This is a genomic window from Arthrobacter sp. R-11 (assembly GCF_049913155.1).
Classification (GTDB): Bacteria; Actinomycetota; Actinomycetes; order Actinomycetales; family Micrococcaceae; genus Arthrobacter.
This window is the reverse complement of record NZ_CP183979.1, coordinates 1,983,235-2,001,813: the sequence shown is the minus strand read 5'-3', so window position 1 is coordinate 2,001,813 and position 18,579 is coordinate 1,983,235. Positions and strand designations below refer to the sequence as shown.

Sequence of the window (18,579 nt, the reverse complement as noted above, 5' to 3'; positions counted from 1 at the left end):
AGGTCGGCACAGGCTTTTGCTGCCGGAGGCGTCGGGTACGAGGCCTGACGGGGTCCTGGCGTGTCGCGAATTGATATGATTGACGTCTCAATCCGAGCGAATTGGATATTTCTCCTTACTCAACCTTCCTGCCTACTCTTGAACCATCGGCGGCGGCGTGCGCGAGCCGGGATCGGCATCCGAGGAGGCTCCGATGGAGACGAGGTACCTGCGTTATTTCATCGCAGTGGCGGAGGAGAAGCATTTCGGCCGAGCCGCTCAGCGCCTTCACATGGCCCAGCCGCCGCTGTCCCAGCAGATCAAGCAGCTCGAGGAGCAGCTGGGCACGCCGCTCTTCCAGCGCACCACGCGCAAGGTCGAGCTCACGCCGGCCGGCGAGCTCCTGCTCGACAGAGGTCGGCGCATCCTCCAGGACCTCGAAGAACTCGAGTCCGATGTGGCCCAAGTCGGGGCCGGCGCGGCGGGGGTCGTGCGCATCGGACTGTCGGGTTCCGCGACCTACCGCCTCCTGCCGCCCCTCGTCCAGAACGTCCGCCGCGAGCTCCCGGGCCTCAAGCTCACCGTTCATGGCGAGATGCTCACCCCGCAGATGGTGGCAGACCTCGAGGAGGGCAGGCTCGACGTCGCCGTCCTCCGCCCGCCTGTGAACTCGCCAGAGATCGCGCTTGCCTTCCTCGAACAGGATCGACTGGTCGCGGCGCTCCCCGCTGCATCCCCGTGGGCGGAGCATGCCCAGATCGATCTCGCAGAGCTCGCTGACGAGGCCTTCGTCGGCTACCCGACAGACTCGGTGGTCACCCGCATCTTCCGAGAGGCCTGCCGGAACGAGGGATTCACCCCGAACGTCGTGCAGGAAGCAGCGGAAACTTCCACGCTCCTCTCGCTCGTCGCGGCAGGCATGGGCGTCGCCCTCGTCCCCATGACATCTCACATGTTCACGTTCCAAGGCATCGTCTTTCGCCCGATCCGGAACGCGCCACTCGTCGATCTCGCCGTCGCGTGGCGCGTAGGCAGCGAGACGCAGCTTGTGCGCCGCTTCCTCGACCTCTTCGACACCGTCCCCGAACCTCATGCCCGACACGGCGGGCGACCAGTCGCAGTCCTCCGCCCCTCGCACTCAAAGGAAGCCGCCAATGAAGATTGAGCGCATCGAAGCGATCCCGTACTCCATCCCGTACGCGCACCCCCTGCGCTTCGCCAGCGGGGAAGTGCATGCGGCTGATCACGTCCTGGTCCGGATCCACACCGATGACGGACTGGTCGGCATCGCGGACACTCCGCCCCGTCCCTACACCTATGGGGAGACGCAGGCCTCGATCGTCTCGGTCCTAAGCGAGATCTTCGCCCCGCAGCTGATCGGCCTGGACCCACTCGACCGGGAGAAAGCCCAGCGGGTCATGTCGCGGACCGTGAACAACCCCACGGCCAAGGGCGCAGTGGACATCGCCCTGTGGGACCTGGTCGGCAAGTCCCTCGGCGTCCCGGTGCACAAGCTCCTGGGCGGCTACTCCGAACAGATGCGGGTCTCGCACATGCTCGGCTTCCGCCCCGCGTCCGAACTTCTCGAAGAGGCCTTGCGCTTCCGCGAGGAGTATGGCGTCACGACGTTCAAGCTCAAGACCGGCCGCCGCCCGCTCTCCCTCGACGTCGAGGCGGTCCGGGTCCTTCGGGAGGGCCTGGGCGAGGAGGCCGAGATCTACCTCGACGCCAACCGAGGCTGGAGCGCGAACGAAGCTCTGGAGGTGCTGCGCCGCACCGAGGAAATGGGCCTGTCGATGCTCGAGGAGCCCTGCGACGCCGGAGAGGCGCTGAGCCGGCGCCGGCTCGTTCGGCTCTCGCCCATCCCGATCGTGGGCGACGAGTCCGTCCCCACGCCAGGGGACGTCGCCCGCGAGCTCATCTCCGGAGGCTGCACGGCCGTGTGCATCAAAACTGCCCGCAGCGGCTTCACCCAAGCACAGGACATCCTGGCCCTGTGCACCGGCCTGGGCGTCGACGTGACCATGGGCAACCAGATCGACACCCAGATCGGCAGCCTCGCCACCGTCACCTTCGGCGCCTCGCACGAGGCCAGCCAGCGCCGGGCCGGGGAGCTCTCGAACTTCCTGGACATGGCCGACGACCTCATCGCCGAGCCGATCGAGATCCGCGACGGCGCTATCCGCGTCCGCGAGGCCCCCGGCGTGGGCGCCGAGATCGACGAGGGCAAACTCGCCCACTACCGCCAAGACACCTAAGAAGACTTCGAAGGAGACCCCGTGCTGTTCATGGTCAGGATGGACGTCCACCTGCCGCCCGAGATGTCTCCCGCCCTCGCCGAGGAGATCAAGGAGCGCGAGAAGGCTTACTCCCAATCCCTCCAGCGCGACGGTCGCTGGCGTCACCTTTGGCGAGTGGTGGGCGAATACTCCAACTATTCGGTGTTCGACGTCGCCGGCAACGACGAACTGCACGATCTCCTGTCGGCCCTCCCGCTCTTCCCCTACATGGACATCCACGTCACACCGCTCGCCCACCACCCCTCCGACATTAAATGATTCATACTTCCCTCGTCTCAATCAGGCACAAATAAGTATTTCACTTACATCAATGCCGGGACCTAACGTAGAAATGTCCCCAGGAAAATCGATGTAAGCCATGAATCGAGGGCCGGCACGATGAAGCGCCTACCAGCATCCGGAACCCACCGCGGGTGGGTGAGCGGCCGCGGGGCCGACCATCCTCCCTACGGTGGCCTCCTCCAGCCGGTTGACGGCGCTGGCCGCCCGGCGCGGATGAGGGACGCCTCCCTCGGCGGAGCGGCGGCGCACGAGACCCTTCCCGCGCCTGAAACGAACCACTGGTCCGAGCGGCAGATCTGGCCGGACTGTGTTGATTGATAAATATTCCGAAGGTCTCAATCACAGAGAAATAAGTATTTCCCTCCTAAGAATTCACCGGCCTAACGTAGACATATCCCAACGTGATACACGACACAGGAGTCACCATGAGCGTTGAAACCCCCACCACCCCCTCCGAATCCACTGGCACCGCCGCCGAAGCCGGAGCCGGAGCGACGGCCAGATTCCGGGCAAACAAGACGATCGGCGCAACCTCGAGCCAGGAGCGTGTGGCGCGGCTCGCGGGCAGGGTCATCAAAGCCGTCAACGACACCGTCCTCGAAGAAGAGGTGACCTACGACGAGTACAACGCCCTCAAGGCGTGGCTCATCAAGGTCGGCGAGGACGGCGAATGGCCGCTCTTCCTCGACGTGTGGGTCGAGCACTCGGTCGAGGAGGTCGCGAACGCAAACCGGCACGGCTCGAAGGGCACAATCGAAGGTCCCTACTATGTGCCGAACTCGCCCGCACAGAAGACCCCCGCTGTCCTGCCCATGCGGGACAACGAGCCAGGGACGCCGCTGCTCTTCCAAGGCCAGATCACGAACATCGACGGCGAACCGCTCAAGGACGCCAAAATCGAGATCTGGCACGCGGACGACCTGGGCTTCTACTCCCAGTTCGCCCCCGGTCTGCCAGACTGGAACCTCCGCGGGACCGTCCTCGCCGACGATGACGGGCGTTTCCAGATCAACACAGTCCAACCCGCCCCCTACCAGATCCCCACCGACGGCGCATGCGGGCAGCTCATCGCAGCGGCCGGCTGGCACGCCTGGCGGCCCGCCCACATCCACCTCAAGGTCTCCGCGCCCGGCCACCAGCTCATCACCTCGCAGCTGTACTTCCCCGGAGACCTGCACAACGCCGATGACATCGCCTCTGCCGTCAAGCCCGAGCTCATGCTCGACGTACACGAGCGCGAGGACGGCAGGGGACGAGTGACCACGTACGACTTCCGCCTCGACCCCGAGGACTGAGCCAATGACCGAGCAGCTCAGCATCTCGGCGCCGATCGACAGCCGCGAACTCCGGCACACCTTCGGCACCTTCGCCACGGGCGTCACAGTCGTCACGACCCGCACTCCTGACGGCGTTCCCCACGGCTCAACCGTGAATGCCTTCACGGCCGTCTCCCTCGAGCCCCCGCTCGCGCAAGTGACGCTGACCCGCAGCTCTAAGGCCGCGCAGTACCTCGACGGCGCGCCGTTCGCGATCAACATCCTCTCCGCCGCCCAACGCAACGTCGCCCTCCACTTCGCGGGCAAGCCCATGGACGGCGGCCCCCACTGGGCGCTCGACGGAGGAGTCCCCGTCCTGTGCGGAAACGCTGGCACGCTGGAGTGCCGCCCTTGGAACGTGTACGACGGCGGAGATCACCTCATCGTCATCGGCGAAGTCGTCTCGCTCCAGTACGACCGCACCGCGGAGCCGCTCGTGTTCTACGGCGGCAAGTTCCGGTCCATGGGCGAGCTCATCGACGGGGCGCCCTGGAATCTCTCCGGCGACGGTCCGGAGTGTGGCTGGTTCGCCGGCTCCCGGGCGTTCAAAGCGCTCTACAGCGGCTGACTATCCTCAATCTTCCTTTGACCCCTCATATCCCCAACCCGCCTCTGCATGCCCAGAAAGGACCAGCCATGATGGAGCTCATCGACGAGACCACGGCTACACCCACCACAACGCCGTCCAATTCGAAGCCAACGACCAGGCCCATGACCGGCGACGAGTACATCGATTCGCTCAAAGACGATCGGGAGGTATGGATCTATGGCGAGCGTGTCAAGGACGTCACGACACACCCCGCCTTCCGGAACTCGATCCGTATGGCCGCACGCCTCTACGACGCCCTGCACACTCCCGGCCTGCAGGAGAAGCTCCTTGCCCCGACCGACACCGGCTCCGGCGGGCAGACCATGAGCTACTTCCGAGCCGCCCGCAGCATCGAGGACCTGAAGAAGGACCGCGAGTCGATCGAGACCTGGGCCCGCCTCTCCTACGGCTGGCTCGGACGCTCGCCCGACTACAAGGCCGCGTTCCTCGGCACCCTCGGCGGAATGCCCGACTTCTACGAGCCGTTCAAGGACAACGCCCTGCGCTGGTACCGCGAGTCGCAGGAGAAGGTCCTCTACTGGAACCACGCGATCATCAACCCGCCCGTGGACCGTCACCTCCCGCCAGACCAGGTCGGGGACGTGTTCATGAAGGTCGAGAAGGAAACCGACTCGGGCCTCATCGTCTCGGGGGCCAAGGTCGTCGCGACCGGCTCGGCGATCACGAACTACAACTTCATCGCCCACTACGGTCTGCCGATCAAGCGCAAAGAGTTCGCGCTCATCTGCACGGTGCCCATGGATGCGCCCGGCGTGAAGCTGATCTCCCGCGCTTCGTACTCTCACCAGGCCGCAGTGATGGGAACACCCTTCGACTACCCGCTCTCCTCCCGCTTCGACGAGAACGACTCCGTCTTCGTCTTCGACAAGGTCCTCATCCCCTGGGAGAACGTCTTCGCCTACGGTGACGTCGAGAAGGTCAACAACTTCTTCCCGCAGACCGGGTTCATCAACCGGTTCACGTTCCAAGGCGTCATCCGCCTCGCAACGAAGCTCGACTTCATCGCAGGCCTGCTCATGAAAGCCCTCGAGATGGCCGGGACCAAGGACTTCCGCGGTGTCCAGACCCGCGTCGGCGAGGTGCTCGGCTGGCGCAACATGTTCCGGGCCCTCATCGACGGCATGGTCCACAACCCCGACCCCGGCCCCAACGGGACCGTGCTGCCCAAGCTCGACTACGGCATGGCCTACCGCATGTTCATGGCCATCGGGTACCCGCGGATCAAGGAGATCATCGAACAGGACGTCGCCTCCGGACTTATCTACCTCAACTCGAGTGCACTCGACTTCAAGACCCCCGAGATCCGCCCCTACCTCGACAAGTACGTGCGCGGCTCGGGCGGCATCGAGGCCGTGGACCGAGTGAAGCTCATGAAGCTCCTGTGGGACTCGATCGGCACCGAGTTCGGCGGCCGGCACGAGCTCTACGAGCGCAACTACTCGGGCAACCACGAGAATGTCAAGGCCGAGATGTTCTTCGGCGCGGAGGCCAACGGCACCGCGGACGCCATGAAGGGCTTCGCCGAGCAGTGCATGTCAGAGTACGACCTCGACGGCTGGACCGTTCCCGACCTCATCGGCAACGAGGACGTCAGCCTGTTCATCAAGAACCACCGGAAGTGACCTTCATTCTCGATCGGCTGCGGCATCTGCCTGCTGTCGCACTCGGGCTCCCGGCCGCTGCATACGACCTGCTATGCCGTCCGACTCCCGCAGGGCATACAAGTCAAGGCCGAATGAGCTCGTCCGCGTGGGAAGGCTGGTGGCACGAGGACCTTGCGGAGGGCTGAGCCCCGCGCGGGTGGCCCGGGTTCCGTTTCCGGAATCCGGGCCTCCCCGTATACACATCCGCTAAGTGTTGCAATCACCGCAAGAACCCACGCCCTCAACGCTACACACCGGGACGTCCCAAAACCCTAGGGATACGAGACGTCTCACCGACCAGACATCCGCGCGGCCGGCCCCATATTCCCGGGAATCGCGCAAGTTCCGTGACGGCCGGCAATTCTCGTAACTATGTGTCGAAACCTTGTGGTTGAATCAGGGTGTTCACTGTCGAACCGGGTTCCGGACCCCGGAAACACAAGGAACTCCGGAAAACATCCCGAGTACGGCCCCGTCCGACCGTGTAGGACCCGATCCGAAGCCAAACGTGTTGACAGTGTCAACGCCCTTTTGATGAATGAGTGCAGCGCAATCCCCGGCTGCGCTCCCCCGTTGGAAGAGGCAAGGGCACCGGGTGCCTGAGGAGAGTCTTCCAGCGGCAAACAATGGCGGCGGAACGCTCAAACAGGCCGCCCCCACAGGTTTGTAGTCACGCCGAGCGTCAAGCGAACCAAACACCAAGCCGATGGCTCCCGATACTCCCATTGCGCCTTCGACAGCCTCGGCCACCTCGTGGACCTGAACTCTCGCCGCGCCGTAACACGCAGCGGCATCGGCCTCGCCGTACCAGCCGATGCTGATATCCCAGATATCTCCGCCATGGACACTTTCGTTCAGACACTGCTCAACGCCAGATCCGTTGCCTAGTCAGTCACCGGCGCCAGCGGCATCTACTTCGCCGAGCTCCTTAACCTCCTCAGAATCGCCGACGAGATCAACGCCAAGGCCACCATCATCGAAAAGGGCTTCATCGCCAATGCCGTCGTCGACGGCCGTGCCGATGTCGGTATCCAGCAGCTCAGTGAACTGCTGTTCGTCCCAGGAGCCCAAATTGCCGGCCCGTTCCCCGCCGAGGTGCAGCAATACACCGAGTTCTCCGCCGCCCTCGCGCTGGAAGCCGTCGAGAACGCTGAAGCGCGCGCCTTCATCGAATTCCTGCGTCCGCAAAGGCCAACGAAGCCTACGGCCAGACCCTCCTCGAAATTCCCGTCGCCTAGCTGTAATAACCACGGCAGTAGGAACATGCGACGTGGTTGGGTAACAAAAAAGACCGCCACTTGGGCACACCTTGCTCGCCGAATGCGCCCAGGCGACTCTGAGGGCACCCCTGACACCGCCTCCCATGGTGCCCCATAGCGAGATCGCCGAAGTCATGTCGTTGCCCGCTCCCCCGACCCATGAACAGGTGTTGGCCACCCCCGACCAACCCGACACAAACCGGAAAGAGGAATCGCACAAACCCAGCCGTAGCATGCGGAGGGCCTGTGCCCGAGGTGGGACTCGAATTGCATTCGAGCCCCTGAGAATCCGCCACTCCCCCAAAAACATCCCCAATGCGGGCCAGTCCGGCCGATGTACGGCCGAGTCCGACAGACAAGGTGTGCACAATGTGCACACACCCTCGCTTTGACTCCGACGACCCCTCCGAAAGCAGGGCAACGTCGACCGCCGCAGCCGCTGCGATCCGAATATTTGGCGTCGAATAACGACGGACTTAGCCTTCGAACGAAAATCCTGGAACCAAGTGCATCGACTTGCCTCTCTCCGCTAATGATCCTCCCACCGTCCATTGCTGGTCTGGCAGTGCACGACATGACCAGCCCGGCCAGGCAAACCCATCCAGCAGAACTGAAGATTTCCTCTCTGAAGTGGCGCCCTAAGGAACGGCTCCAGCCCTAAGGCGCGGAAATCACCCTTGCGAAGTTAACCAGCCGCGCCACGTCCGGGTCCGGACCATTGCGCACACCAAGGTCGAGCGCATCGATGCTTGCAAGTTCGTCTGCGCTGAGTTCAAAGTCGAATACGTCGAAATTTTCCACAATGCGTGCAGGATTGGTCGACTTTGGGATGGCAGAGCGGCCCTGTTGCAGGTGCCAACGCAGCATGACCTGGGCTGGGCTCTTTGCGTGGGCTTGGGCTATGGCGGCGATCGCCGGGTCTTCCATCACGTTCTTCTTGCGGTGCTCTCCAAACCCAAGGTAGAAAGTGATGCCACCGATCGGTGACCATGCCTGGGTGAGGATGCCGTTTCTTGCATTCGCTGCCTGAACGGCCGGCTGTGTGAAGTAGGGATGCAGTTCGATCTGGTTGACGGTCGGGACGATGTCGGTCCTCGCGAGTAGTTGCTCTAGGTGGTGCGGCATGAAGTTGCTAACGCCGATCGCCCTCACCCGCCCGTCGCCGAGCAGGGTCTCAAGTGCCTTGTATGCGGCGGTGGTCTTTTCGAAGCGGTCCGGGGCGGGCTGGTGCAGGATGAGCATGTCCAGATAATCGACGCCGAGTTTGGCGGTTGCCTTCTCCCAGGCGTGCAAGGTCTGCTCGTAGCCGTAATCGCTCACCCAGACCTTCGTCTCTATGAACACATCGGATCGGTCGAGGCCGGACCTCCTTATGCCGTCGCCAACTTCCCGCTCATTGTCATATGCGGCCGCGGTGTCAATGTGGCGGTAGCCAGCCGCCAGCGCGGCCTCGACAGCCGCCGTCGTTTGCTCCGGCGGACTCTGGAAGACGCCGAGCCCGAGGGCCGGCATCGTGACGCCATTGTTGAGGGTAAGTTCCATAATCATGACCTTTAGTTTGAAATCGAGGTGGCGATACGAGGTGGGCCGGCCAGTCGCACGAGTGTGGTCCCTAGGGCTGATGTCACAAGACGGCTCCAGTGTCGGCAGGGACACAATCGTCGCGTTCGAAAGTTTCGCCATGCGGGACCATGGAGCTTAGGGCCACGGTGTAGATATCCGGTCCGTGCCGCGTTATGAGAACGCCCAGCCAGCCTTCTTCGAGAGCATGAGCACGAGCCCTCGCCACCGCAGCATTCAGATCTTCATCAATTTGGCCTTGAGTGCTCCCCCTGACGTGGAAATATCGCCCTGGTTCGATCGTGGTAATCATCTGATATCCCTACCAACCGCTCTCGGCCAAGCGGTAGGGGTTCGATTTCATCGGCGTTGATGTCGACCATATGGCAGCGGCATCAACGTCGATTCGGGCCCGATCGACGTTGACAACGTCCATGATGAGGGCGCCCTTGAGCATCTCAGCCGTGTCCCGCTTCACGCGGCTGCTGCCCGTGAGGAGGGTGGACGAGCTACCTGTCATGTTGCTCTCTCTTTCTAGCTAGGTGATTCATGACTTTTCTATCCAGGTTTGCCCGAGTCCTGATCGGTGCATCCGCGGTATTTCGGGGATCGGTATATTCGCTGCTTGCCAGACCGAAGACAACAAAGGACGAACTCTGCCGCGCTTCACTAGCCCTGTCGATGGGGATGGGTGGAGGTTAGATTTTGCTCCCACCCTTATCGCTGGCCCCGTCAGGCTGGCGACTATTGCGACATCTGGGGAAGGCCATGAAACGCATCGCCGAAGTCTGGAAGAAATTTCGGCTATGGACTTAGGGCGTGGCCCGCCGGGCGACGTTGTAAAAACGGATGTTTTGGTACTCTTCGAGTCCTTCGGAGCTGCCTTCGCGTCCGAGCCCGGATTGCTTGATGCCTCCGAACGGGGCGGTGGCGTTGGATGGCACTCCCTGATTGATACCTACGATTCCCGTTTCGAGTCTGTCGGCGACGTTGAATGCGCGGTCCAGATTCTCGGTGAAGAGATAGCCCGCCAGACCGAACTCTGTTGCGTTGGCCCGGGTAATGACTTCTGCCTCAGAACTAAACCGCTGAATCGCTGCAATCGGTCCAAAGATCTCCGATGTGGCGACGTCCGATTCTTCCGGGACCCGGTCGAGCAGTGTCGGAGCGAAGAAGTGCCCCGCCGCGGCGTATGCGTGACCACCCGTAACCAGCTCGGCACCCAGATCGAGGGCATTGCGGGTGAAGGCCTTCATCTGGTTTACCGCTCGGTTGTCGATCAACGCGCCGAGCAGGGTGCCGTTGCCAAGCCCGCTTCCGACAGTGACCTGCTCGAACCGTTCTGCGAGGGCGGCGACGAAGTCATCCGCGATGCCGTCCTGAACATATATTCGGTTGGCACCAATACAGGACTGCCCGCCGTTTCGGAGTTTTGCTGCAAACGTCCCGTCGACGGCACGCTGCAAGTCTGCGTCATCGAAGACAATGAGTGGCGCGTTTCCGCCCAGTTCCATGGAACTTCGAAGCACGTTTCGCGAGGCCAACTGCAGCAGCTGACGTCCGACAGGGGTTGATCCGGTGAACGAAACCTTCCGGACTCTCGAGTCGCTGAGAACTGCTTCGCTGAACGCCTTGGAATCTGAGGTGTTGATGACCTGCACCAGGTCTTCGGGTACGCCTGCTTCAACAGCCAGCTTGACGGCGAAATACGTCGTCAGCGGAGTAAGGGTCGCTGGTTTGATCACTGCCGGGCACCCAGCCGCAAGAGCGGGGGCAATCTTTCGTGTCGCCATCGCCAGCGGGAAGTTCCACGGAGTAATCAGCACTGCCAGTCCCACGGGGGAACGGCGGGTCAGAATGTTGGCCGCACCGTCGGGTGATTCACGGAAGCTGCCCGCTGGCCGCACGGATTCCTCCGCGTACCAGCGCACGAAGTCCGTCCCGTATTTGACCTCGCCCCGGGCCTCAGCGAGCGGTTTGCCCATCTCCCGGGAAATCAGGTGAGCGAACTCCTCTGCGTGGTCAATCAATTTGCCATACCAGGCATGGAGCACGTCGGCACGCTGGCGGGACGTGGTCCGGGCCCAGGCGTTGCCGGCACGGTCTGCCTCACTGACAGCTATCAGAGCCTTTTCCGCGTCATCGTCCCGTACGTGGGCTATCGTCTCCCCTGTGGCAGGATCATGCACGGCAATTCCGTGCGCGGGGAGGGCCAGGCTACCAATGACCCGGTCGGCTTCTTGGACGCTTCCCGCGTCCGGACTGATCAACTCCGTCACGGTCTCGAATGTCGTACTCAACGGCTTTCCTCCTTGGTTTGGGGGCGGACATGATTATTGGCTGTGATTCCGCTGATGCAGTGTTCTGCAAGGGTCGTGCAGCCGGACGTGAGGTAGGCGAGACTAGCAAGCAGGGTCTGCGCGATGATTGGCTTGAAGACGCTGGATTTCCCCTGTCCTTCGTCCGCCATCGCCATCGTCAGATCGTTTCCGACGACCTTGAAAGCGAGCTGATTGACGGCTTCGGGAATGGCGGGATTGATATCCGCCAGCCCCGTCCAAGATCTGGAGGAGAGTAGCCGAAGGTTGCTGCATATTCCTGAGAGCCTGATTGCAGTTCGCTTGAGCGCCCCCGAGACGAGTACGAAGGCACTGCAGTCTTCGTACTCCTCCGGGTCAGCGCCGGCTGTTTCAAGGGGCAGGCCGGTAATCTGCCGCAAATGAGCTAATGCATATTCTTGGTGTGTATTGGCGCCGGTCGCAATGGCTGCCTCTCCGAGGCTGAACTGATGGACTGGGACGAGCGCTTCCCGGATGCTTCGTTCGTCCTCGTTCACCAAAGCCGCGTACATCGTGAACTCCTGCGCCAGCGTCATAGGTAGCGGATCCTGTACCGCCGTTCGGCTGATCGTGGCGACGCCCTCGAACTCCAGGGCCTTCCGGGCCAGTTGCCCGCGGAGAAATGCCATCGCCTGGAGGAGCTCGCGGCCGCTAATGATGGCCGCTATCTGGACAGCCATGGCATAGACCTTGGTCGTGGACTGCCCCATACTCACGTCGCACAGCGGGTGGATGAACTCATACGCGCCGCGATTGTGGCCAAGAATCTCGAGGGCGCGGTTGGCTATCACCTCGTTCACATTCATGACCGAGGGTGACCCGGCTCCGCCCTGGATGACATCGACGACGAACTGGTCAAGAAGGTGGCCCTGCTCAATCTCTCGGCAGGCCTGGACGATGGCCTCCTTCTTTTCCTCACTGATCAGGCCAAGGTCCGAGTTCCCGAGCACGGCAGCCCGCTTGACTAGGGCAAGCGCCTTCACCAGCGCCGGGTACGACGAGAGCCGGATGCCGGTGACCGGAATGTTCTGGAGTGCGCGAAGCGTGTGCATTCCCCAGTAAGCATCCGAGGGAATCTCCCCGGCCCCGGTCAAATCCTTCTCGACCCTACTTCTGCCGGGGGTAAATTTCTGTTTCATCACGTCCTATCGCCTCACAACGGCGGTCTCGACATGTGCCGCGGGTGAAAGGGAACAATCGTCGTCCTGCTCACATCCACCGACACAACAGCAGACTGGCTTCGCAGCCCGCTGGCGATCGCCTCGATGCGGCCAGACTCTTCGACGTGAACCCGCAGGAGCAGGGAACGGTCGTCCTGAAGGACTTCCGCGGTAACGATCTCAGGGATGTAGTCCAGAGAGCGCATGAGGTCCGCGCCTGTGCGTGTGTGGTCTTGAACCACTCTGATCACGGCAGAGGTCGGGCGCAGAGCAGGGACCGGGTAGCCCCGCACGAGGGTGTAGCCCCCTATGTGGCCCGCCTTCTCCAGTTCGGCAATACGACTCGCGCATTCTTCTGGGCTGGCCCCGATCCGAACGGCGACGGCATCTGCCGTAAGCCGCGAATCCGCCTCTAGTTCGCGGAGTATCGCATCATCAATATGGTCAAGAGGGGCCGGTACCGTGCTCTTGACATCGGCACACTCCCTGGAGTCGTTGGGGTACCGGAAGCATTCCAGGTCCCGCCGTGATCTCTCGGCAGTAAGTTCTGACATTTCACTCCAGTGCTTCGATATCGCTTCGCCTATGAGGCGATCGTCACGGCCTTCGGCCGTGTCATTTCCTCGTAGGCGTGCCTGACCCCTTGGGCGGGCAAGCTAGAAGGCGGTGTATCCGCCGTCGACGGGCAGGGTGGCCCCGGTGATGTAGGAGGACTCGGGGGATGCGAGGAAGAGGACGGCGTCTGCGATCTCTTCGGGCGTGGCGAGGCGCTGAAGAGGAATCTGGCCCTCACGCTGCCGGCGGTAGGCCTCGGGGTCTTCCCTGCGCTGGATGGAGGCTTCGATGATCGGAGTGGCAGTCAGGCCCGGTGCGACGACGTTGACCCGGATGTTCCGCTCAGCCCACTCGATCGCGGCGCCCTTGGCGAGCATGATCAGCCCGCCCTTGGCCGCGGAGTAAAGGACCTGGTCTGCCATGCCGACCATGCCAAGGCGTGAGCTGACGAGGACGAACGAACCGCCTGTAGCGGGCATGAGCGGCGCGAAGTGCTTCAACACCAGGAACGAGCTCAGCAGGTTGCTGTGGAGCGTGTTCTTCGCGTCCTCGTAGGACATCTCGGTCAGCGGGCTGACGACCTGGAGACCGTGGTTGAGCACGACGGCGTCGACGGTGCCGAAGCTTTCGGCTGCTTCGCGGGCCAGGTGTTCGACGAAGGCCTCGTCGTTAAGGTCTCCTGGGACGTAGGCGTCCTCCGGCTGGACACTGTCGATCTGCTCTTTGCGCCCGGTAAGCAGCAGGCGTGCCCCTTCGCGGCGGAAGTGGGAGCACACGGCTTGGCCGATCCCGCTGTTGGCGCCCGTGACCAGGGCAGTGGCTTTATGGAGTCTCAAGACAGACCTTCCTTCATGGCTAGTAAGGAGTGGGGTTGCCGGCACCGGGGCGGGGACACCCCCGCCCCGTGCCGTTAGTTGTTGAATCCGCGGGCGTCGACGGCCCAGCGTTCGAGGGACGTCCCGGTGCTGTCGGTGACGATGTATTCCTCGAAATTGACCACCACCGGGCAGACGTGGTTGGGCACCACGGGAACCACGGTCCCGACGCTTGGGCGGAAGTCCCCGTCGGGGAGCGGGAGGAATCCGTGGTACTCGTTGAGCTTGGACAGCACCGCGTTGGTTCCGGCGATGCCGCTGTAGCCGAGTTCGGGGGTGCCTTCGCGGCCGATGGCTTTGGTGCCGGTGTCGAGGATGACCTGGCCGGGAACCTGGTCGCTAACTACTGTGCCGGCGACGAACAGCGCGATCTGGTCCTGCGTGCAGGCCCCGAGCCGGGCGTTGCCCAGGTCATTGAACACGTATTCGCCGGGACGGATCTCGGTGATCACGCTGTTGGTGGCGAATTCCGCGGTGGGTGTCGAGCCGGCACTGACCACCTCCGGGGTGATGCCTACCGCCTCGAGACTGCGCACCGCGGCCTTGAGTGCGGCCTCCTGGTCCTGCGCGGCACGCTCGCGGGCGTCGGGGCCAGCGCTGCCGTGGCCGGGGTAGGTGAACACACCCGCCGGCACGAGGCCCCGCTTGCGGGCGGCGGCCGCGAGCTCGCCCGCGGCCTCCGGAGCTACACCGGAGCGGCGCGCGCCGCAGTCGACCTCGACCACGACCCCCAGCCGTCCGGCGTCGTCGCCCATTGCGTCGGCGAGGGCGTCGATGGCCACGAGGTTGTCGACGCCGATCCGCAATCGAATCGTCTCGGCCAGCTTGCGGATCCGCGGGCCCTTGGTCCCGGCGGTCCAGACCGGGTACGCGATGAAGATGTCGTCAAACCCGGCCGCGGCGAAGACCTCGGCCTCACCAACGTTGCCCGCGGTGATTCCGACGGCTCCTGCATTGATCTGGCGGCGGCCGATCTCCACGCATTTGTGCGTCTTGACATGCGGCCGGACCTGGAGGCCCTGCCGGTCGGCGAAGGCCTGCATCCGGTCAATGTTTTCCTGCATCACGTCGGCAAGGATGATGGGGGCCGGGGTGTCGATTCGCTCCACGAGGGCGTCGAGCGCCCGTTGAAGGGTGTTCACACTGTGCTCCTGTTTGTTCGGTTCGGTTCGGCGCGGTTCTACGCCGCAGTGCAGATCATTTGGATCTCGACAGGAGAGACGCGCGGCAGCCCGGCAACACCAATCGCGGTGCGGGCATGCCCCCCGTTCTCACCCAGCACCTCGATGAGCAATTCACTGGCGGCTTCGGCGACCCGCGACTGCAAACCGAAGTCCGGGGTGCTGGCCACGAAGACCAGCATCTGCACGATCCGTACCCGCTCCAGGTCTCCAACCGCCTGCACAGCGGCAGCAAGGCAATTGAGCACAGCATGGCGAGCAAGCTCCCGCGCCGTCTCCACGTCCACGTCCCGGCCAAGAATGCCCTGACCCAGCAACTCGCCATCCTTGTACGGCAGCTGGCCCGAAATATGGATGCTCTCCCCCACCGCCCGGTGGTCCACGTAGTACGGGTTACCGGCGAGGACCGGTAGCTTCAGGCCGAGGGCACGGAGCCGATCCAAGGCCGAATCGGTCGTTTCGCGTTCCGGTACCTGCGATGTGCCGGCAACCTTCTGCAGTTCTGTTGTCATTGTCACGGAGTCCTTCTTCGCCTGTCGATTGTCGACATGAACGAATACATGCGGGTCTGGCACATTAACGCCAAACGGGCGTACGAAAGGATGCTGAAATGGGCAGCTGGCCAAAATTGGATTGTTAGGCCTCCGTCGGCTGTGCCTGCCTTAGGCGTGGATCAAGCTGTGAACCTTTGCGGACGAAGGAAGTCGAGGTTGTCGTAATTTTCCTTGCCGAGCGCCTCCTGGGCGGCGATTTGCCCGTAACCGGTAGCCATTTTGAAGCCACCGCCGGAGAAACCGGTGGCGCAGTAAACTCGGCCGCCGGGGCTGATTTTGCCCAGAAGCGGCTTCCGGTCGCTGGTGAAGAGGTCGGGGAACGCGTCGGAGCGGACAATGTTCGGGTACAGGCCAGGGAAAAACTCGCTCACCGTCTCCATCGTCTCTGCGATTTCCTCTGAGGTGAGTTCCCTGGCTACGGCACCGGGGCGTTCGGCAGGAGTTGGGCGCATATCCAGCGTTGCCTTGACCGTCACCCCGTCGACGGCGGGCGCGCCGTACATGGAGTGGTCTCCTGAGAGCCGGACGAAGATCGGGAACCGTTCCGGGGAGAAGAGCGCGGGTTCCTTCGCGACGAACCAGGTGAGAAAGACCCTGTAGGGCTGAGTCTGTGCCAGCAGCGGTTCCGGCAGGAGCTTCCGCGACCATCCGCCGGAGCAGACGATCACGTTCTCAAACGTCCACGACTGGTCCCCGGAGGTCACGACGACGCCGTCCGCGGTTTCCCTGATCCCATCGATCGGGGTGTTGTTGTGTACGGTCGCCCCGTTGGCCTGGGCTGCGGCAATCGCAGCGGTGACGGAGCGATCGGTCCGCAGCGCGCCACCGTTGGGATCGAACACCGCGACGTCGTCCTCGCGGAGGTTGTGCTGCGGGTAACGCTCTGCCATCTGATCCCGCGACAGAAGCTCGTGGGAGGTTCCAGTTGCTCGGACGGACTCGAGCAGTTGCTGGATATATCCGCCGTTCTCGGTGCCGATGTAGAGCCCACCGCAGCGGAGGAGGATGTCTTGACCGGTTTCGGCTTCAAGTTCAGCCCAAAGCCGCTCGGATTGCTGCAGCAGCGGATCAAAGCGGGGGTCCAGGTGGAGCCTGCGGAACAGGCGGGTGTCCCCGCCCACGGCGCTGCGGCCGTGGGCGGGGGTTTGTGCTTCGAAGCCGACCACGGAGTCCGTGAGGCGGGCGGCCTGCCACAGGGCCATGCTTCCGATGGCGCCAAGACCGATGACGGCCAGTTTTCCATCTGTCATTTCTTTAGAGCACTTTCTCGAGGAAGGACCGGGTGCGGACTTCCTGGGGGTTGCCGAGGACTTCGCGGGCGTCGCCGCGTTCGATGATGTAGCCCTCGTCCATGAAGAGCAGGGAGTCGGAGACCTCGCGGGCGAAGCCCATTTCGTGGGTGACGACCACCATGGTCATGCCCTTCTTGGCCAGGTCCTTCATGACGGCAAGGACTTCGCCGACCTTTTCGGGGTCCAGGGCCGAGGTGGGTTCGTCGAAGAGCATGATCTCCGGGTCCATGGCCAGGGAACGGGCGATCGCCACGCGCTGCTGCTGTCCGCCGGAGAGCTGGGCGGGGTACTTAAACCCGTGGCCGTCGAGTCCCACGCTGGCCAGCAGTTCGTCCGCTCGGGCGGCAGCCATCTTCTTGTCCTGCCCTTTGACCAGGACCGGGCCGGACATGACGTTTTCCTGGGCGGTCATATTCGGGAAGAGGTTGAACTGCTGGAAGACCATCCCCACCCGGGTGCGCTGCTGGGCCAGCTTCTTCCTGCTCAGGGCGTGGTAGGCGTGGTCGGTCTCGTAGTAACCGAAGTCCTCGCCATTGACCTTCAGCACACCGGAATCGGCGGTTTCCAGACCGTTGAGGCAGCGAAGCAGGGTGGATTTGCCGGAGCCGGACGGGCCGATGATGCAGCAGACTTCGCCGCTGGCGACGTCCAGATCGATGTTCTGCAGGACCGTCTTGTGTCCGAAGGACTTGCGCAGGCTCCGGACCTGAATCGTACCGTCAGTGCTCATCGGAGGTTACCTTCTTCCTGTTCTCTCAGGACAACCTTTTTCGCCTTCCGGGGCAGCGTGGAGGTTGCACGCGAGTATCGTTTCTCGAGTTTGGCCTGCGGGTAGCTCAGCAGCAGGGTCATCACCAGGTACCAGAGGCTGGCGACGATCAGCAGCGGAATGGTCTCGAAGGTGCGGGCGTAGATCAGCTGCGCGCTCTGCAGCAGCTCAGCAACGCCCAGGACACTGACCAGGGACGTTCCCTTGAACATGCCGATCACCTGGTTGCCGGTGGCCGGGATGATCGAGGGCATCGCCTGCGGGATGATGACCTTGCGCATCCGCATTCCGGCGCTCATGCCCAGGGAATCGGCGGCCTCAATTTGTCCCTTTCCGACGGCGGAGAAACCGCCGCGGATGATCTCGGCCATGTAGGCCGCCTCGTTCAGGGTCAAACCGACCAACGCCGCGGTGATCGGGCCCATCAGGGTATTCACGTCTACGGCCATGCCGATGTCCGTGAACGGGATCCCGATCATCAGGTTCGGATACAGGGCCGAGACGTTGAACCAGAAGATCAGCTGGACCAGCACCGGGGTGCCGCGGAACAGATTGATGTAAATGTTCGCGGCAATGGACACCGGCTTCACATGCGAGGAACGCATGATCGCCAAGGCAAGGCCGAGCAGTGTTCCCATGACCATGCTCGCGATCGTCAGGAAGATCGTGAGCATGAGCCCGCGCAGGATCGATTCGGCGAAGAAGTACTTTCCGACGATGCCCCATTTGAAGTTGGGGTTCGTCAGGACCGAGGCGAGGATCCCGATGCCGATGAGGATGCTCAGGATCCATCCGGCGTACTCGGTGGGAGTCCGAACCCGAAGCCGCGGCTTCAGCACCGCATCGATGCTCCCCATCGGTAATTTGCTTCCTTTTTTGATAGCAGTCGTCATTCAGGCCACCCG

17 protein-coding genes and 1 pseudogene are annotated in these 18,579 nt (G+C 63.0%); 7 read left to right on the top strand and 11 right to left on the bottom strand.

The window, feature by feature from the left end:
• Positions 1–193: 193 nt before the first annotated feature.
• From ACN9M4_RS09050 to ACN9M4_RS09020, 7 genes are all read left to right on the top strand, one after another.
• Positions 194–1,144, top strand: a complete 951-nt coding sequence (locus ACN9M4_RS09050; RefSeq protein WP_426303189.1) for a LysR substrate-binding domain-containing protein — start codon at positions 194–196, stop codon at positions 1,142–1,144.
• Positions 1,134–2,237, top strand: coding sequence for a mandelate racemase/muconate lactonizing enzyme family protein (locus tag ACN9M4_RS09045; RefSeq protein ID WP_426303188.1), 1,104 nt, complete (start codon positions 1,134–1,136; stop codon positions 2,235–2,237). The genes ACN9M4_RS09050 and ACN9M4_RS09045 overlap by 11 nt, the downstream gene beginning before the upstream one ends.
• 21 nt (positions 2,238–2,258) lie before the next feature.
• Positions 2,259–2,537, top strand: coding sequence for a muconolactone Delta-isomerase (gene catC / locus ACN9M4_RS09040; RefSeq protein ID WP_426303187.1), 279 nt, complete (start codon positions 2,259–2,261; stop codon positions 2,535–2,537).
• A 449-nt stretch (positions 2,538–2,986) separates the two neighbouring features.
• Positions 2,987–3,856, top strand: a complete 870-nt coding sequence (gene catA / locus ACN9M4_RS09035) for a catechol 1,2-dioxygenase (RefSeq protein ID WP_426303186.1) — start codon at positions 2,987–2,989, stop codon at positions 3,854–3,856.
• 4 nt (positions 3,857–3,860) lie between these two features.
• A complete protein-coding gene (locus ACN9M4_RS09030) occupies positions 3,861–4,445 on the top strand; it encodes a flavin reductase family protein (RefSeq protein ID WP_426303185.1) in 585 nt (194 codons plus the stop codon).
• Positions 4,446–4,513: 68 nt separating this feature from the next.
• Positions 4,514–6,109: a 4-hydroxyphenylacetate 3-hydroxylase family protein gene (locus ACN9M4_RS09025; protein ID WP_426303184.1), complete on the top strand. Its 1,596-nt coding sequence runs from the start codon at positions 4,514–4,516 to the stop codon at positions 6,107–6,109.
• A 930-nt stretch (positions 6,110–7,039) separates the two neighbouring features.
• Positions 7,040–7,507, top strand: a complete 468-nt coding sequence (locus tag ACN9M4_RS09020) for a molybdate ABC transporter substrate-binding protein (protein ID WP_426303436.1) — start codon at positions 7,040–7,042, stop codon at positions 7,505–7,507.
• Between the two features lie 539 nt (positions 7,508–8,046).
• On the opposite strand, the gene ACN9M4_RS09015 is transcribed toward ACN9M4_RS09020, so the two are convergent.
• The 11 genes and pseudogenes from ACN9M4_RS09015 to ACN9M4_RS08965 form a co-directional block, all read right to left on the bottom strand.
• A complete protein-coding gene (locus tag ACN9M4_RS09015; RefSeq protein WP_426303435.1) occupies positions 8,047–8,931 on the bottom strand; it encodes an aldo/keto reductase in 885 nt (294 codons plus the stop codon).
• Positions 8,932–9,331: 400 nt separating this feature from the next.
• A pseudogene (locus tag ACN9M4_RS09010) lies at positions 9,332–9,469 on the bottom strand (pyridoxal 5'-phosphate synthase lyase subunit PdxS); the annotation flags it as partial.
• Positions 9,470–9,761: 292 nt separating this feature from the next.
• Complete coding sequence (locus tag ACN9M4_RS09005; protein WP_426303183.1) at positions 9,762–11,249, bottom strand: NAD-dependent succinate-semialdehyde dehydrogenase; 1,488 nt, start codon at positions 11,247–11,249, stop codon at positions 9,762–9,764.
• A complete protein-coding gene (locus tag ACN9M4_RS09000; protein WP_426303434.1) occupies positions 11,246–12,427 on the bottom strand; it encodes a lyase family protein in 1,182 nt (393 codons plus the stop codon). Before ACN9M4_RS09000 ends, ACN9M4_RS09005 begins: the two co-directional genes overlap by 4 nt.
• Before the next feature lie 14 nt (positions 12,428–12,441).
• Complete coding sequence (locus ACN9M4_RS08995) at positions 12,442–13,002, bottom strand: Lrp/AsnC family transcriptional regulator (protein ID WP_426303182.1); 561 nt, start codon at positions 13,000–13,002, stop codon at positions 12,442–12,444.
• Positions 13,003–13,104: 102 nt separating this feature from the next.
• Complete coding sequence (locus ACN9M4_RS08990; RefSeq protein ID WP_426303181.1) at positions 13,105–13,839, bottom strand: SDR family NAD(P)-dependent oxidoreductase; 735 nt, start codon at positions 13,837–13,839, stop codon at positions 13,105–13,107.
• Positions 13,840–13,913: 74 nt separating this feature from the next.
• On the bottom strand, positions 13,914–15,020 hold the full coding sequence (locus ACN9M4_RS08985) for an alanine racemase (protein ID WP_426303180.1): 1,107 nt from the start codon (positions 15,018–15,020) through the stop codon (positions 13,914–13,916).
• A 38-nt stretch (positions 15,021–15,058) separates the two neighbouring features.
• Positions 15,059–15,571 (bottom strand): RidA family protein, encoded by a 513-nt coding sequence (locus tag ACN9M4_RS08980; protein WP_426303433.1) that lies wholly within the window; start codon positions 15,569–15,571, stop codon positions 15,059–15,061.
• 161 nt (positions 15,572–15,732) lie between these two features.
• Positions 15,733–16,863 carry an FAD-dependent oxidoreductase gene (locus tag ACN9M4_RS08975; RefSeq protein WP_426303179.1) on the bottom strand — a complete coding sequence of 377 codons (1,131 nt, stop codon included), beginning with the start codon at positions 16,861–16,863 and terminating at the stop codon, positions 15,733–15,735.
• Between the two features lie 4 nt (positions 16,864–16,867).
• On the bottom strand, positions 16,868–17,635 hold the full coding sequence (locus tag ACN9M4_RS08970) for an amino acid ABC transporter ATP-binding protein (protein WP_426303178.1): 768 nt from the start codon (positions 17,633–17,635) through the stop codon (positions 16,868–16,870).
• Complete coding sequence (locus ACN9M4_RS08965) at positions 17,632–18,531, bottom strand: amino acid ABC transporter permease (protein ID WP_426303177.1); 900 nt, start codon at positions 18,529–18,531, stop codon at positions 17,632–17,634. The genes ACN9M4_RS08970 and ACN9M4_RS08965 overlap by 4 nt, the downstream gene beginning before the upstream one ends.
• Between the last annotated feature and the right edge of the window lie 48 nt (positions 18,532–18,579).

Coding starts and splice junctions, on each gene's coding strand:
- ACN9M4_RS09025 (WP_426303184.1), top strand. CDS start 4,514: ATGATGGAGCTCATCGACGAGACCACGGCTACACCCACCACAACGCCG.
- ACN9M4_RS08970 (WP_426303178.1), bottom strand. CDS start 17,635: ATGAGCACTGACGGTACGATTCAGGTCCGGAGCCTGCGCAAGTCCTTC.
- ACN9M4_RS08995 (WP_426303182.1), bottom strand. CDS start 13,002: ATGTCAGAACTTACTGCCGAGAGATCACGGCGGGACCTGGAATGCTTC.
- ACN9M4_RS08965 (WP_426303177.1), bottom strand. CDS start 18,531: ATGGGGAGCATCGATGCGGTGCTGAAGCCGCGGCTTCGGGTTCGGACT.
- ACN9M4_RS09000 (WP_426303434.1), bottom strand. CDS start 12,427: ATGAAACAGAAATTTACCCCCGGCAGAAGTAGGGTCGAGAAGGATTTG.
- ACN9M4_RS08980 (WP_426303433.1), bottom strand. CDS start 15,571: ATGACAACAGAACTGCAGAAGGTTGCCGGCACATCGCAGGTACCGGAA.
- ACN9M4_RS08975 (WP_426303179.1), bottom strand. CDS start 16,863: ATGACAGATGGAAAACTGGCCGTCATCGGTCTTGGCGCCATCGGAAGC.
- ACN9M4_RS09015 (WP_426303435.1), bottom strand. CDS start 8,931: ATGGAACTTACCCTCAACAATGGCGTCACGATGCCGGCCCTCGGGCTC.
- ACN9M4_RS09050 (WP_426303189.1), top strand. CDS start 194: ATGGAGACGAGGTACCTGCGTTATTTCATCGCAGTGGCGGAGGAGAAG.
- ACN9M4_RS09030 (WP_426303185.1), top strand. CDS start 3,861: ATGACCGAGCAGCTCAGCATCTCGGCGCCGATCGACAGCCGCGAACTC.
- ACN9M4_RS09045 (WP_426303188.1), top strand. CDS start 1,134: ATGAAGATTGAGCGCATCGAAGCGATCCCGTACTCCATCCCGTACGCG.
- catA (WP_426303186.1), top strand. CDS start 2,987: ATGAGCGTTGAAACCCCCACCACCCCCTCCGAATCCACTGGCACCGCC.